This is a genomic window from Promicromonospora vindobonensis, assembly GCF_042685865.1.
Lineage (GTDB): Bacteria > Actinomycetota > Actinomycetes > Actinomycetales > Cellulomonadaceae > Promicromonospora > Promicromonospora vindobonensis.
Map to the genome: position 1 here is coordinate 1458305 of NZ_JBHUOG010000002.1, position 13782 is coordinate 1472086.

Here is a 13782-nt window from a genome sequence, read left to right on the forward strand (position 1 = left end):
CGCATCGGCATTCTGCCGCACGTACCACGGGAGGAAGATCATGGACATCCTGCTCATCGGGGGCCTCTGGCTCGACGCGTCCGCCTGGGCCGACGTGGTCCCGGAGCTCGAGGCGCTCGGGCACCACGCCGTGCCCGTCGCACTGCCCGGCCAGGGCGACGGTTCGACATCGGCGACGCTCGACGACCAGGTGGCCGCAGTGCTCACGGCGGTCGACGCGGCGGACGGGAAGCCGCTCGTCGTGGGGCACTCGGCCGCCTGCACGCTGGCGTGGCTCGCTGCCGACGCGCGTCCCGAGAAGGTGGCCGGGGTGGCTCTCGTCGGCGGTTTCCCCTGGGACGACGGAAAGCTCTACGCCGACCTGTTCAAGATCACCGACGGCGTCATGCCGTTCCCCGGCTGGGAACCGTTCGAGGGACCGGACTCCGCCGACCTCTCCGAGACGGCAAGGAGCTCCTTTGCGGACGCGGCGGTCCCCGTGCCCGAGGGCGTCGCACGGGGCGTGGTGCACCTGGCCGACGAGCGGCGGTTCGACGTTCCCGTCGTGGTGGTGTGCCCGGAGTTCACCGCCGCCCAGGCCCGCCAGTGGATCGACGCGGGCGACGTGCCGGAGCTCGCGCGGGCCAAGCACGTCGACCTGGTCGACCTCGACTCCGGCCACTGGCCGATGTTCACCCAGCCGGCCGAGCTGGCGCGGCTGCTCGGCGGGGCGATAACACGATGACCCGGCCGGCACGCGTCGTTATGGTGGCCCGATGCCAAAGGTCCAACATTTCCAGGTCACCTTCGACTGCGCCGAGCCGGAGCGGGTCGCCCGCTTCTGGTGCGAGGTGCTTGGTTACGTCGTACCGCCGCCTCCCGAGGAGTTCGCCTCCTGGGACGAGTACACCGGCTCGCTGCCGCCCGAGCAGCGGGACGCGGCGTTCGCCTGCGTCGATCCGACGGGAGTCGGTCCGCGCCTGTACTTCCAGCGTGTGCCCGAGGGCAAGATCGTCAAGAACCGGGTGCATCTCGACGTGCGGGTCGGCGCCGGCCTCGTGGGTGACGAGCGCCTCGCCACGCTCGAGGCCGAGGCCGCACGGCTGATCGCGCTCGGCGCGACCCACGTGCTCACGCAGCGCGCCGACGAGGAGAACGAGTCGTGCATCACCCTGCAGGACATCGAGGGCAACGAGTTCTGCGTCGACTGAGCCGCCTCTGTCACAGCTCGGCGCCCTCCCCGGTCATCCCTGACGTGCCCCGCTCAGGGGGCCGCACCGGACAGAGGAGACGCAGATGGACGCCAGGATGGACTACTTCGGGAACGCGTTGGCCGGCAAGGTCTTCAGGCACCTCAACTCCGCGAACAAGCTGGTCGCGGACTCGACGCTGCCCCCGGCCACGCAGGAGCTCGTCAAGATCCGTGCCAGCCAGCTCAACGGCTGCGGCTACTGCACCGACATGCACACCAAGGACGCGCTGGCAGCCGGTGAGACGCAGCTTCGCCTGAACCTGGTCGCGGCCTGGCGGGAGGCCACGGTGTTCACCGAGCCGGAGCGGGCGGCGCTCGAGCTGGCCGAGGAGGGAACTCGCCTCGCCGATGCCTCGGGTGGCGTGTCGGAAGAGGTCTGGGGTCGCGCCGCACGGCACTTCGACGAGGACCAGCTCGCCGCGCTGATCTCGCTGATCGCGGTGATCAACGCCTACAACCGCATCAACGTGATCAACCGTCAGCCGGCCGGGGACTACGTACCGGGCCAGTTCGCCTGACGCCCTGCACACCTCGGTCGAGTGCTGGATCTTCGCCCGGCTGCCGCGCGTGGCGGGGCGGAGATCCAGCGCTCAGCGCTTGAGGCCGAGGGACCGCAGCTCCAGGTCGGCCAGCCTGCGCACCACGACGGGGTCGCCGTCCCGCCACGCACCGACCGGGTCGTCCGAGACCCTGGTGAGGGTCCGCAACGGCTGGTTCGCGAGGGCGCGCAGCGCCAGCAGCTCCGGGTCGGCCTCCGCGAACCGCCGGCCGGCGCCCGCCCGGCGCACGAACCGGACGCGGAACGGCACGTACAGCACTGCCACCAGCAGCACCGGGACCAGGAACACCGCGATCCCGACCAGCAGGGCGACGTCGGCCACCGTCTCGGCCTGCGAGCGCCCCGCGGCGGCCAGGCTCTCGGCCGCTTCGGCAGCCCCCTTGAACGGTGCCGCCAGGTCGTCGCCCACGCCCGGGAGGCCGCCGATCCGCCCCTCGACGTCGTGGAACCCCGCCGCCATATCGTCGGCCGCCGACGCCGTCGCCCGGCCCGGCCGACCCAGCGTCATCGTCGCGTCGTGCGCCTCGCGCCCGGCCCAGGCCCAGGCCGCGACCCAGGCGAGCAGCAACAGGTCGCCGAGCGCCTGGCGGGCACCTCGGGCCGGTGCGGCCGCGTACAACCTCATGGCGCGTACAACCTCATGGTCTGGTCCTCCGGGCGTCGACGAGTGGCACGCCGCACCGTATCGGACAGGAGCCGACATTCGGGGCGCCACCACACGACCGTTCTGTGGTTGCATACTCTCCGACTTGTTACCGACATCGCGGAGGCACCGCCCATGACCACCAACGACGAGCTCAGCCGCACGTTTGTCGAGTTCGACGGCGACGGCGACGGCCGGATCACCGCCGACGAGTTCCGCCGGGCCATGGCGACCCGCGGTGAGGAGACCACCGACAAGGACCTCGACGAGATCTTCGGCAAGGCCGACCACGACCAGGACGGCCGCATCGACCTCGCCGAGTTCACGAAGGCCTGGGACGCCTGACTCACCGCCCTCGTCGAATGCTGGCGATGTGTCGGGTCAGAGCGCTCTGACCCGACGCATCGCCAGTACTCAACGAAGCGCAGCGGCCAGCCGGGCCACCGTGTCGCGCACCGCGTTGCGGGCCGGGGTCAGGTACTTGCGCGGGTCGGTCACCGCGCCGTCGGCCGCCAGGTACTGGCGCACCTCGGCGGTGTACCCGACGTTGAGAGCGGTCCCGACGTTGACCTTGCGGATGCCGCAGGCGAGGGCGGCCCGGAGCGTCGCGACGGGCACCCCGGAGGACCCGTGCAGCACGAGCGGCACCGGGAGCCGGTCCGCGAGGCGGGCAATCAGGTCCAGGTCGAGCTCCGCTGTCGCCCTGGTCATCGCGTGCGAGCTGCCCACCGCGACGGCGAGGCCGTCGACGCCGGTCCGCGCCACGAACGACGCCGCATCGTCCGGGTCGGTGCGCACCCCCGGGGCGTGCGCACCGTCCTTGCCGCCGATCTCGCCCAGCTCCGCCTCGATCCACAACGACGTGCGGTGGCCGGCCTCGGCGAGCTCGGCGGTCGTGGCGACGTTCTTCTCGTACTCCAGGTGGGCGGCGTCCACCATCAGGGACGAGACACCGAGCTGCCAGGCGCTGTCGACGACCGAGCGGGCCAGGTCGACGTCCTGCACGTGGTCGAGGTGGACGGAGACCGGGACCCCCGCCGACGCCGCGACCTCGCGGCACCCCGCGACCAGCGGCGCCATCCGCCCGCCGTGGAACCGCACGGCGTTCTCGCTGACCTGGAGGATCCCGGGCAGACCTGCGGCCTCCAGCCCCAGGACGATGCCCTCTGCGTGCTCGAGCGTGATGACGTTGAACGCGAGGACCGCGCTGTCGGACCGGACGGCGTCGGCGACGAGGGCGCCCGTCGCCGCGAGGGTCACGGCGCGCTCACCGGGACGGGAGCGCGCAGCGCCTCGGGCAGCAGATCGCCGTGCGCGGCGGTGAGCTCGTCGCACAGCGCCCAGATCTGCTCCGGTGTCAGGGTGGAGGATGCGTTGGGGTCCAGGAGCGCGGCCTGACGGACCAGGCGCGGGTCGCCCGTCCGAGCTGCCTCGACCGTGAGCCGCCCGACCGAGACGTATGCCTGGTTGATCGCGGCGCACTGGATCGGTAGCACCCCCATCGGCACCGGCGCGATTCCCGACCCGTCGACCACGGCGGGCACCTCGACGACGGCGTCGTGCCCCAGGTTGTCGATCAGCCCGCGGTTGGGGACGTTGACGTGCACCTCGCGGCGGGTACCGGTGACCATCGAGTGGATGATCTGGGGCGCGTACTCGCTCGCGCCGTCCTCGAGCTCGAGCTCGCCGCCCGCCGCGAGGGTCCGCTTCGCCCGGTCGAGCTCGGCGAGGTTCTCCCGGCTGATGCCGACGTACTCGAGCGGCTGCAGCCGGTAGCGCTCGATCTGTGCGTCCGAGCGGAGGAACCACGACAGGTACTCGGAGGAGTGCTCGCTCGTCTCCGTCGGGTAGTAGCCGACGCGGCGGAAGATCTCGACGCGCACCCGGCGCTCCAGTTCGGGGTCCGCCCGGATGCGGTCGCGCAGCGCCGGGTAGAGGTCCTTGCCGTCGTGCTCCCACTCGAGCAGCCAGGCCTGGTGGTTGACGCCGGCGGCGCGGTAGCGGGTCTTCTCCACCGGGACGCCCACGAGCTCCGCGAGGTCGTGGGCGGTCCAGTAGACGCTGTGGCAGAGGCCGGCGACCTTGAGCTCCGGGGCCACGACGGACAGCCACCAGACGTTCATCGCCATCGGGTTCGTGTAGTTGAGGAGCCACGCGTCCGGGCACAGCTCGCGCATGTCGGCGGCCAGCGCCGTGAGCACGGGGAACGTCCGCAGGGCGCGGAAGATGCCGCCCACCCCGGTCGTGTCGCCGATCGTCTGGCGCAGCCCGTGGCGCGCCGGGATCTCCAGGTCGGCGATCGTGGCGTCCACTCCCCCGACCTGGATCATGTTGATGACGAAGTCCGCGCCGTCGAGCGCCGCCCGGCGATCGGCCGTCGCGACGACGGTGGCCCGGCCGCCGAGCTGCCGGTCGACCTGGCGTGCGGTGGCCTCGGCGACGTCGAGCCGTCCGGGGTCGATGTCGTGGAGGACGAGGCGTGCCTCGACGAGCTCGGGGAAGCGCAGGATGTCGGCGACGAGCTGCCGGGTGAAGACGACGCTCCCGGCGCCGATGAACGCGATGCTGACCATGTCGTCGATCATCAGGGCGTCCGCGCGAGATGTGCAAGAATACGATCAGAATTGGCGGTAAACGATCAGTTTGAGTGAGCGGTTCGAGAAGGGAACAGCATGGCGACCACGGCAGACTCGGCACCACGCGCCATCTCGCACAAGCGCACCGAGCGCATGATGCGGACCCTGACCTACGTGAACGAGCACGGCACCACTCGGCTCACCGAGCTCGTCCGCGAGCTCGCCGTGTCGTCCGCGACCATGCGGCGCGACCTCGCCGCCATGGAGGAACAGGGTCTGCTCGTACGTACGCACGGGGGCGTCCGCGCGCTCGACCCGACCACCGAGGTCCCCGTCCTGCTGCGGGACAACCGGTTCAGGGACGCGAAGGTCCGCATCGCGGAGCACGCGGCCGGCCTCCTGCCCGCCGGGCGCTACTCCGTCGCCATCAGCGGCGGCACCACCGCTGCGGCCGTCGCCAGGGAGCTCGCCACCCGCCCCGACCTCGCCATCGTCACGAACGCGCTGACGACCGCCACGGAGCTCGCGTCCCGGAGCAACCTCAAGGTGATCATGACCGGCGGGTTCGTCAGGTCCAGCTCGTTCGAGGCCGTCGGCGCGCTCGCGGAGAACACGTTCAACGCCATCAACGTCGGCACGGCGTTCCTCGGCACGGACGGCATCAGCGTGCGCGGCGGAGCGACGACCCACGACGAGACCGAGGCCCGCACCAACCACGCGATGCTCGCGCACGCCGAGCACGTGGTGGTCGTGGCGGACGGCTCGAAGGTGGGCCGGGTGACCCTCGCCAAGGTGGCCGACCTCCCGGAGATCGACGTGCTGGTCACCGACTCCTCGGCCGACCCGGACGCGCTGGCCGCCATCGCGGCGGAGGGCGTGGACGTCCAGGTGGTCCCGGACTGAATCCCTCGCCGGTCTCCGCCCGGGCCGTCGAACCGCAGGATGAGCGTCCAGCCGGACGATCCGCGCCGCCGCCCGTCGGGGACCGGATACGCGCACATCTTGCGGTTCGGCGCCCGGGACCAGGCGGTGGACGGGACCAGGCGGTGGACGCACATCTTGCGGTTCGACCGCCGAGGACGGCGGAAACATGGACGTCCTGGCCTGGACGTCGTAGGACGGGAGCGCTGCGGCTATGCGCCCGGTCGATGAGCGATCGTGGCCGCCACCGTGAACGGCGTGACCTCGGTGTCCCCCGCGAGGCGCCGGGCCAGCTCCGGGTCCAGGATCGCCGCACCCGGGACCTGGGCGTTCGCCGTGCCTGTCGCCGTCGCGAGCGCCAGCGCCTCCGCCAGGTCGGCGCCGTCGTCGAGCGCGACGAGCAGGCCGCCGAGGAACGAGTCGCCGCTGCCCACCGGGAAGCCTCCCGTGTGCCCGGTGAGCCGCGCCCGCAGCACCCGCTCGCCGTCGGTCGCCCAGGCTCCGGCGGCGCCGTCCGTCACGACCACGAGGCCCCGGGTGAGCGTGTGCACCGCGGCAAGGAGCTCGGGCACCGACGGCGCAGCGGCGTCGTCGGCACCACCACCGCCAACGGTTCCGGCGCCAGCAGAACCCACCAGCTCCAGCGCCTCGACCCGGTTGACCTTCACGAGGTCCGGCCGCGCACCGACGGCGCCGCGCAGCGCCGGGCCGTGGCTGTCGACGGCGACCCGGACCCCGGCGTCGTGCAGCCGGTGCACGACGTCGGCGAGCAGGCCGGCCGGGGCGGAGTCCGGCAGGCCGCCCGAGACGAACCACCATCCGGGCCGAGCGGCGGCCAGCCCGACGGCGGTGTCGACCGCGGCAGCGGCCGTGCCCGCGGAGAGCTGGACCGCACGCTCGTAGATCTCCGTGAGCTGCCCGGTGGCCCGCGAGAAGACCGAGACGCAGCTCCGCGTCGGCTCGGCTCCCGGCACCACGTGCACGTCGACGCCGTCCGCCCGTGCGCCGGCCGCGACGTCCTGTCCCACGCCCGCGCCGAGCACGGCGACCGCGGAGACCCGCGCGCCGAGCGCGGCGGCCGCGCGCGCCGCGTTGAGCGCCTTGCCGCCGGGGACGCGGTGGACGGAGTGCGGACGCTGGATCCCCTCCAGCTCGTCGACCACGTACGTGACGTCGAGCGACGGGCTGAGCGCTATCGCGGAGATCACCGGGTGAGCTCCTGTTCCAGCACGCCGAGGGTGGCCTGCCGGCCCGTCCCGCCGGGACCGAGGGTCGACAGCGAGCCCGCCGTCGTCGCCCAGCGCACGCGCGTCCCCTCGTCGGGGACGCCGTGCGCGAGGGCCGCGAGGTAGCCCGCGTCGAAGCTGTCGCCGGCTCCCGTCGTGTCGACGACGGCAACGGGCACACCCGGCGCGCGCACGACGTCGCCGTCGGCGCCCACCGACCACCCGCCGTCGGCCCCGTCCTTGACGATCACCCGCGGGCCGCGTCGCGCGATCCGGACCGCGAGCGCCACGTCGTCCAGGTCCGCCGGCTCGCCGAGGGCACCCGCGATGGCGCGCAGCTCGTTGCGGTTGGGCAGCAGCAGGTCCAGGTGCGGCAGCACCTTGTCGAGCCCTGCCCACTCCTCGCCGGGGTCCCAGTTGGTGTCGAGGCTCGTCGTCCACCCCTGCTCCTTGGCCCGGGCGAGCACGTCAGGGAGGGCCAGGGCCAGGCCGGGCTGGAGGAAGTACGAGGCGACGTGCACGAGGCCGGGTCGTCCGGCCAGTCCGTCGAGCACCTGGGTGACCCGGTCGCCGGTGAGCGTCGGGATGGTCCCCGGCACGGTGAGGATCGCCCGGTCCTGCGGCGTGGAGAGGATCACGGAGACCCCGGTCGGATCGTCGTCCGCCGTCTCGACGTGCGCGACGTCGACGCCGCAGGCGCGCAGGGCGTCGAGCGTGAACGTGCCGAACGTGTCGGCGCCCACGCGGGCCACCAGCGACGTCGGCACGCCAAGGCGGGCGACGCCGGCCGCCGCGATGCTCGCCGAACCGCCCAGCACGAGGTCGGCCGACTCGGCGAGCTGCTCCGCCTGGTCGAAGCGGGGTACGACGTCGCCCCGGAGGACGAGGTCGACGTTCGCGTCCCCCACGACGATCACGGGCCGCGGAGCCATGGGCCGGTGGAGGTGCGACGAGGTCTCGGTGACGGTCATCCCTTGACTCCTGTGAACGACATGGTGGCGATGAACTGCTTCTGCGCGAAGACGAAGAAGATGATCAGGGGCAGGGTCGCCACCACGTTGCTCGCCATGAGCAGCGACCAGTCGGTACGCCGCGCGCCCTGGAAGTTCGTGATGCCGAGCTGCAGCGTGAACGCGCTCGGGTCGTTGATGGCGATCAGCGGCCAGACGAGGTCGTTCCAGGAGCTCAGGAGCGTGAAGATCGCCAGGGTCGCCAGCGCCGGACGGGCGAGCGGCAGGATGATCCGCCAGAACGTCGTGAAGCGGGAGCAGCCGTCGAGCAGCGCCGCCTCCTCGAGCTCCACGGGCAGGGACAGGAAGAACTGGCGCATCAGGAAGATCCCGAACACCGATGCGAGCCACGGGACCATCGCCGCAGCGAGGGTGTCGATGATCCCGACGCGGGCGAACATCACGTAGGTGGGCACCATGAGGAGCTGCGTCGGGATCATGATCGTCGCGATGATCATGAAGAACCCGACGTTGCGCCCGGGGAACTTCAGCCGCGCGAAGCCGTAGCCGGCGAGCGAGCACAGCACGAGGTGGGAGCCGACGGCGACCAGGGACACGAGCACGGTGTTGCCGGTCCACAGGAGCACGTCGGTGTCGCGGAAGAGCTTCGCGTAGCCGTCGAGGGTGAGCGACGACGGGAAGAAGCGCACCGGGAACCGGTTGATCTCCGACTCCGGCGTCAGCGAGGTGAGGAACATCTGCACGAACGGCGTGGCGAAGAGCATCGCGACGGGCACGAGCGCGAGGTGCCACCAGCCCCTGCGGGGCTTGCGGTGCGGCGGTTCCTCGGCAGGCCTGTCCGACGGCGGCCAGGACGAGGCGCGGGTGGGCGTGGCGAGGACGGTCATCAGAATCCACCTACCGTGCTGCGGCGCGAGTAGATCGTCACGCCGATGGTGATCGCGAGGGTGACGGCGAACAGCCCGTAGGCGACCGCCGACGCGTAGCCGAACTCGAGGTCCTTGAAGGCCGAGGTCCAGAGGTAGTAGACGATCGTCTCCGTGGCTTTCAGCGGCCCGCCCCGGGTGGTCGTGTACACGAGGTCGAAGAGCTGGATCGCCTGGATCGTCTGCCAGATCGTCACGAACACCGTCACGGGCGCGAGCTGCGGGAACGTGACGTGCCAGAAGGACTGCCAGCGGTTCGCGCCGTCGACGCGCGCCGCCTCGGTGAGCTCGGCCGGGATGTCCTGGAGCGCGGCGAGGTAGATGACCGTCGTGAAGGCGGCCTGGCCCCACAGGGACATGATCGCGAGGACCACCATCGCCTGGTTCGGGTCCTCCAGCCAGCCCTGCTGGGGCAGCCCAAGGACGCGCAGCACGTTGTTGACGAGCCCGAACTGGGGGTTGAACAGGTAGGTCGTGAGGATGCCCGTCGCAGCGGCCGACACGACGAACGGCAGGAAGATCAGGGTGCGGTAGAGGCCGACCAGCACGATCCGCCGGTTCAGCGCCACGGCGAGGCCGAGGCCGAGCAGCACCGAGGCGGGCACGAACAGCGCCGTGTAGAGCAGGGTGTGCAGGGCTGCCGCGCCGAGGTCCGGGTCGCCGGCCATGTCGCGGTAGTTCTCGAGACCGACCGCCTCCGGCACGGAGAAGCCGTTCCAGTCCTGCAGCGAGAGCAGGAACGCCCAGACCGCCGGGAAGATCGACAGTCCCAGCACGATGACGGTCGCCGGGGCGACGAACCCCCACCCGGTGAGCCCTTCCCTGGCCCGGCGGGTGGTGCCGGGGCGACGCGTCGGCCGGACGGTGCCTGGCCGACGCGTCGCGACGTCGGTCGCCGTCACTGGTCCGCCAGGGCGGCCGTCGCATCGTCCGCGGCTCGCGACAGAGCCTCGGCCGGTTCGCCCTGCCCCTGCAGCACCTCGGAGATGGCGGTCCCGATCGCCTCGGAGAGGTTCACGTAGCCGGGCACGGTCGGGCGCGGGATCGTCGCGTTCTCGCTGTTCGCAGCCATCACCTCGAGCCCGGGCATCTCCTTGACCTGCGCCTGGAACTCCGGCGAGTCGATCTCGCTCGCGCGCAGGGGGAGGTTGCCGTAAGCCACGTTCCAGCGCACGTCCTGCTCCGGGTCGGTGAGCCACTTCGTGAACTCGTACGACCAGTACTCGCGGTTGGCGTCCTGGTGGTCGAAGAGCACCCACAGGTCCGCGCCGGAGATCGTCGTGTGCGTCCCGTCGGTCCCGGGCAGGGGCACGACGCCGTAGTCCGTCCCCGCGACCTGCAGGTCGTACAGCGACCACGGGCCCGACGTGATCATCCCGATCTGGTCGCTCGCGAAGATCTGCCCGAACTTGGTGTCGGTCTGGTCCAGGTACACGGACTCGTCCTCGACCGCCATGTCGCGCAGCAGGGTCAGCGCCTCGACCCCTGCCGCCGAGTCGAAGGTCGCCTCGGTCTCGGTCTCGTCGAGGATCTCGCCGCCGTTCTGCCACAGGTGCGGCCAGAACTGCCAGGTCGTCTCCTCGGAGCCGGAGACCGAGTACCCGTATCCGTACGTGGTGGTCGCTGGGTCGGTGAGGTCCTTGGCCGCTGCGCGGAAGTCGTCCCAGGTCCAGTCCTCCGTGGGGTACTCGACGCCGGCCTCGTCGAACACCGTCTTGTTGTAGATCAGCGAGAGGTTGTCCACGACGGCGGGGAACCCGATGGTGGCGTCGCCCGTCGGCTGCGCCGTCGCACGGGCGGCCCCCGAGAACTCCTCCCACCCGACGGCGGGGTCGGCCACCTGCTCCGAGATGTCGAGCGTCCGGTCGGAGTCGGCGAGCTCGCTCGCCCACGACCCGAAGGCGTAGGAGATGTCGGGGTAGGTCCCGCCGGCGAACGACGACGACAGCTTCTGGAGCAGGTCCTCGGTCGACGGCGCTCCCGACGAGACCTCGATGGTCACGTTGGGGTGGTCCTCCTCGAACTCCTCGGCGAGCCCGGTGAGGATGGTCTGGGCCTGGTCGGCCTGTCCCGTCCACCAGGTCAGCGTGACGTCGGCGTCCTTGTCGAGCGTCGTCGCGCCCTGGGCGCCCGTCGAGCAGGAGGCGAGCAGGGCCGTCGTCGCGAGGAGGGCGGCGGCACCGATGGCGCCCCGTCCACGGTCGGTACGGATGTGTTGACGCAGCATGATCGTCCTCGTTCCTTCTGCGTACTTCGATGGTCTTGTGGGTGTTCCTGTCAGGTCACTTCTTCGTGCGTGGCGCGGTCCTGGTCCTGCTCAGCCGAGTCCTGCTCAGCCGAGTCCTGCTCAGCCGAGTCCTGGTCAGCCGAGCACGACCGACCGGGTCAGGTGCCGTGGGGCGTCCGCGTCCAGGCCGCGTGCCCCGGCGAGCGCGACGGCGAGGCGCTGCGCCTGCACGAGCTGGATCAGCGGGTCGAGGTCCTCGTGCACGACGGTCGCCCCCGTGCGCTCCACGTCGGCGGAAAGCTCCGGCTCTGCCTCGCCGAAGAGCGTCACCAGGCTGGTCTCCCCCGCCACGGCCACGGGGCCGTGCCGGTAGTCCAGCGCCGGGTAGGACTCCGACCAGGCCTGCGCGGCCTCACGGATCTTGAGCGCCGCCTCCTGAGCGAGGCCGTAGCTCCACGACCTGCCGAGGAAGACGAAGTGCTCGAAGCGCGAGGGATCGGCGGGGAGCGGCGCGGCGAGCACGTCGGCCACCCGCGCGAGGACCGGTGCGAGGTCCTCGCCGAACCCGGCACGCGCGAGCGCCAGTACTGCGGTGGGGAACCGCGTCTGGACCACGGACTCCTCGTTCGCGAAGTCGAGCACGAGGGTCTCGTCGGCGGCGTCGTCCACCGGGGAGCCCGCTACGCCGACGACCGCCGCCCGCACCGTACCGGCGGGCACGCGATCGAGCGCCTCGAGCACCTCGCTCGTGGTCCCGGAGCGGCTGATCACGACCACCCGGTCGTACGTGCGCCCTGGCGTCCACTCCGACGCGTAGGCGGCGTCGGTCTCGCCCTGGCCGGCACGCTCGCGCAGCACGGCAAGGGACTCCGCGACGAAGGCACTGGTTCCGCAGCCGAGCACCAGGACCCGCTCGCCCCGACGGCCGAGCACGGGTGCGCCCTGGGGCGCCAGGGCGACGGCGCGGGCCCAGACCTCTGGCTGGCTGCGGATCTCACGCTCGGTGATGGTGCTGATGCTCACGTGCAGCTTCCTGTCGTCGTCCGGGCGCCCATGGCCGGGCGCCGAGTGCTCGGCACCGACTCGTCGGCGCCATTGACGCCCATCGTGCTCGACTGTTGCGCGAGAGTCACCAAGACTGGCGGATTCGATCACTCTGATTGATTGAATCGCGTAACAAGTCGGCAATCTGCTCACGGATGCTCGATCCTCATGGACGTCTCGCGCACGTCGAGCACTTTCCTGGACCCTCGCCGAGGAGGCAGACATGAGCCATGTTCCTGAGCCTGCAGGAGCCGCCCATCCCACCGACCCCGCAGTACCGGACCTCCGGCTCGTCGACTGGGCGCCGCTGCCGCAGGTCTCCGTCCCCGCCACCCGGGTGCCGCGCGCGGCCGTGCCGGCCGTCGACGTGCACAACCACCTCGGGCGCTGGCTCACCACCGACTGGTGCGCGCCCGACGTCGCCGCACTGCTCGGGATGATGAACGACGCCGGGATCGAGACGGTCGTCAACCTCGACGGCCTGTGGGGCGAGGAGCTGGAGGCCAACCTCGATCGGTACGACCGGGCTCACCCGGGCCGCTTCCTCACGTTCTGCCAGGTCGACTGGACCCTGCTGCGCCGGAGCAGCGGGCCGCGGGAGATCCAGGAGCAGCTGCGGGACAGCGCCGCGCGCGGAGCCAGGGGCCTGAAGGTATGGAAGAACGTGGGCCTGACCGTCGTCGGCCCTGACGGCGAGCTGGTGCTCCCGGACGACCAGCGGGTGATCGACGTGCTCGCGCTGGCGGGCGACCTCGGCCTTCCGGCGCTCGTGCACGTCGCCGACCCGAGGGCGTTCTTCGACCCGCTGGACGCGCACAACGAGCGGTTCGACGAGCTCGCCGGCCAGCCCGACTGGTCGTTCGCCGACCGGGACCGCTACCCCTCCTTCGACCGGCTCCTGGACGCGTTCGAGGCGCTGCTCGTCGCGACGCCTGGCACCCGCTACATCGGGGCGCACGTGGGCTGTGTCGCGGAGGATCTCGACCGGGTCGAGCGGCTCCTGCGCGCGGCGCCCCATCTCGTCGTCGACATCGCCGGCCGGCTCGGTGAGCTCGGCCGTCAGCCCCGCCGGTTCCGGCGGTTCGTGGAGAACTTCCCCGACCGGGTGCTCTTCGGAACCGACGCCTTTCCGCTGGCGCGGGAGCAGCTCGAGGTCCACTTCCGCTTCCTCGAGACGGACGACGAGTGCTTCGACTACGCACCCGGCGAGGAGGTGCCGCCGCAGGGCAGGTGGCAGATCTCCGGTGCCGGCCTGCCCACGCACCTGCTGCCCGGCCTGTACGCGGGCAACGCCCGCCGGGTGCTGGGGCTCGGCGGGAGCTGACCGGCACCGCCGGGCGCGCCCGAGGTGGCCGGCGACCCGACCGACGCCCAGACGGTCATGCCAGTAATGCCCGACATGCGAGTAGCCGCGAACGGGAACAGTGTCGAAGTAGCACGGCGCACTCGAGCGCCGTG

The 13782-nt window shown here is 71.6% G+C and carries 15 protein-coding genes; 6 read left to right on the forward strand and 9 right to left on the reverse strand.

The window, feature by feature from the left end; translation table 11 throughout:
- The first annotated feature begins 40 nt into the window (after positions 1 to 40).
- The 3 genes from ACFS27_RS19820 (at position 41) to ACFS27_RS19830 (ending at position 1749) form a co-directional block, all read left to right on the forward strand.
- The gene (locus ACFS27_RS19820; RefSeq protein WP_377186320.1) at positions 41 to 724 is read left to right on the forward strand and encodes an alpha/beta fold hydrolase; all 684 of its coding nucleotides are present in this window, start codon (positions 41 to 43) and stop codon (positions 722 to 724) included.
- Between the two features lie 31 nt (positions 725 to 755).
- Positions 756 to 1190: a VOC family protein gene (locus ACFS27_RS19825; protein WP_377186323.1), complete on the forward strand. Its 435-nt coding sequence runs from the start codon at positions 756 to 758 to the stop codon at positions 1188 to 1190.
- Positions 1191 to 1275: 85 nt separating this feature from the next.
- Positions 1276 to 1749: a carboxymuconolactone decarboxylase family protein gene (locus ACFS27_RS19830; protein WP_377186326.1), complete on the forward strand. Its 474-nt coding sequence runs from the start codon at positions 1276 to 1278 to the stop codon at positions 1747 to 1749.
- A 72-nt stretch (positions 1750 to 1821) separates the two neighbouring features.
- Here the strand turns inward: ACFS27_RS19830 and ACFS27_RS19835 are convergent, their stop codons facing one another.
- On the reverse strand, positions 1822 to 2415 hold the full coding sequence (locus ACFS27_RS19835) for a hypothetical protein (protein ID WP_377186329.1): 594 nt from the start codon (positions 2413 to 2415) through the stop codon (positions 1822 to 1824).
- A 153-nt stretch (positions 2416 to 2568) separates the two neighbouring features.
- Between ACFS27_RS19835 and ACFS27_RS19840 the strand changes: the two genes are divergently transcribed.
- Positions 2569 to 2778: an EF-hand domain-containing protein gene (locus tag ACFS27_RS19840; RefSeq protein WP_377186332.1), complete on the forward strand. Its 210-nt coding sequence runs from the start codon at positions 2569 to 2571 to the stop codon at positions 2776 to 2778.
- Between the two features lie 69 nt (positions 2779 to 2847).
- Here ACFS27_RS19840 and ACFS27_RS19845 read toward each other — a convergent pair whose 3' ends face one another.
- Both ACFS27_RS19845 and melA read right to left on the reverse strand, forming a co-directional pair.
- Positions 2848 to 3693: a class II fructose-bisphosphate aldolase gene (locus ACFS27_RS19845; RefSeq protein ID WP_377186335.1), complete on the reverse strand. Its 846-nt coding sequence runs from the start codon at positions 3691 to 3693 to the stop codon at positions 2848 to 2850.
- On the reverse strand, positions 3690 to 5018 hold the full coding sequence (melA, locus tag ACFS27_RS19850; RefSeq protein ID WP_377186338.1) for an alpha-glucosidase/alpha-galactosidase: 1329 nt from the start codon (positions 5016 to 5018) through the stop codon (positions 3690 to 3692). Before melA ends, ACFS27_RS19845 begins: the two co-directional genes overlap by 4 nt.
- An 87-nt stretch (positions 5019 to 5105) precedes the next feature.
- Here melA and ACFS27_RS19855 point away from each other — a divergent pair, with 87 nt between their 5' ends.
- The gene (locus ACFS27_RS19855) at positions 5106 to 5912 is read left to right on the forward strand and encodes a DeoR/GlpR family DNA-binding transcription regulator (protein WP_377186340.1); all 807 of its coding nucleotides are present in this window, start codon (positions 5106 to 5108) and stop codon (positions 5910 to 5912) included.
- 230 nt (positions 5913 to 6142) lie between these two features.
- Here the strand turns inward: ACFS27_RS19855 and ACFS27_RS19860 are convergent, their stop codons facing one another.
- The 6 genes from ACFS27_RS19860 to ACFS27_RS19885 all read right to left on the reverse strand — a co-directional run bounded on the left by ACFS27_RS19860 (position 6143) and on the right by ACFS27_RS19885 (position 12303).
- Positions 6143 to 7138, reverse strand: a complete 996-nt coding sequence (locus ACFS27_RS19860) for a 1-phosphofructokinase family hexose kinase (protein ID WP_377186342.1) — start codon at positions 7136 to 7138, stop codon at positions 6143 to 6145.
- A complete protein-coding gene (locus ACFS27_RS19865) occupies positions 7135 to 8127 on the reverse strand; it encodes a carbohydrate kinase family protein (protein ID WP_377186345.1) in 993 nt (330 codons plus the stop codon). The genes ACFS27_RS19860 and ACFS27_RS19865 overlap by 4 nt, the downstream gene beginning before the upstream one ends.
- Complete coding sequence (locus ACFS27_RS19870) at positions 8124 to 9014, reverse strand: carbohydrate ABC transporter permease (protein WP_377186348.1); 891 nt, start codon at positions 9012 to 9014, stop codon at positions 8124 to 8126. The genes ACFS27_RS19865 and ACFS27_RS19870 overlap by 4 nt, the downstream gene beginning before the upstream one ends.
- Positions 9014 to 9955 (reverse strand): carbohydrate ABC transporter permease, encoded by a 942-nt coding sequence (locus tag ACFS27_RS19875; RefSeq protein WP_377186351.1) that lies wholly within the window; start codon positions 9953 to 9955, stop codon positions 9014 to 9016. The genes ACFS27_RS19870 and ACFS27_RS19875 overlap by 1 nt, the downstream gene beginning before the upstream one ends.
- Entirely contained in the window at positions 9952 to 11280 is a 1329-nt protein-coding gene (locus ACFS27_RS19880) for an ABC transporter substrate-binding protein (protein WP_377186354.1), read from the reverse strand. Before ACFS27_RS19880 ends, ACFS27_RS19875 begins: the two co-directional genes overlap by 4 nt.
- A 135-nt stretch (positions 11281 to 11415) precedes the next feature.
- The gene (locus ACFS27_RS19885) at positions 11416 to 12303 is read right to left on the reverse strand and encodes an SIS domain-containing protein (protein ID WP_377186357.1); all 888 of its coding nucleotides are present in this window, start codon (positions 12301 to 12303) and stop codon (positions 11416 to 11418) included.
- Positions 12304 to 12547: 244 nt separating this feature from the next.
- Between ACFS27_RS19885 and ACFS27_RS19890 the strand changes: the two genes are divergently transcribed.
- A complete protein-coding gene (locus ACFS27_RS19890) occupies positions 12548 to 13648 on the forward strand; it encodes an amidohydrolase family protein (RefSeq protein ID WP_377186360.1) in 1101 nt (366 codons plus the stop codon).
- Positions 13649 to 13782 lie beyond the last annotated feature (134 nt).

What these genes read in the sequence shown, in the direction of transcription:
- ACFS27_RS19890 (WP_377186360.1), top strand. Translation starts at nt 12,548, where the DNA reads ATGAGCCATGTTCCTGAGCCTGCAGGAGCCGCCCATCCCACCGACCCC.
- ACFS27_RS19820 (WP_377186320.1), top strand. Translation starts at nt 41, where the DNA reads ATGGACATCCTGCTCATCGGGGGCCTCTGGCTCGACGCGTCCGCCTGG.
- ACFS27_RS19825 (WP_377186323.1), top strand. Translation starts at nt 756, where the DNA reads ATGCCAAAGGTCCAACATTTCCAGGTCACCTTCGACTGCGCCGAGCCG.
- ACFS27_RS19865 (WP_377186345.1), bottom strand. Translation starts at nt 8,127, where the DNA reads ATGACCGTCACCGAGACCTCGTCGCACCTCCACCGGCCCATGGCTCCG.
- ACFS27_RS19840 (WP_377186332.1), top strand. Translation starts at nt 2,569, where the DNA reads ATGACCACCAACGACGAGCTCAGCCGCACGTTTGTCGAGTTCGACGGC.
- ACFS27_RS19855 (WP_377186340.1), top strand. Translation starts at nt 5,106, where the DNA reads ATGGCGACCACGGCAGACTCGGCACCACGCGCCATCTCGCACAAGCGC.
- melA (WP_377186338.1), bottom strand. Translation starts at nt 5,018, where the DNA reads ATGATCGACGACATGGTCAGCATCGCGTTCATCGGCGCCGGGAGCGTC.
- ACFS27_RS19880 (WP_377186354.1), bottom strand. Translation starts at nt 11,280, where the DNA reads ATGCTGCGTCAACACATCCGTACCGACCGTGGACGGGGCGCCATCGGT.
- ACFS27_RS19870 (WP_377186348.1), bottom strand. Translation starts at nt 9,014, where the DNA reads ATGACCGTCCTCGCCACGCCCACCCGCGCCTCGTCCTGGCCGCCGTCG.
- ACFS27_RS19835 (WP_377186329.1), bottom strand. Translation starts at nt 2,415, where the DNA reads ATGAGGTTGTACGCGGCCGCACCGGCCCGAGGTGCCCGCCAGGCGCTC.
- ACFS27_RS19830 (WP_377186326.1), top strand. Translation starts at nt 1,276, where the DNA reads ATGGACGCCAGGATGGACTACTTCGGGAACGCGTTGGCCGGCAAGGTC.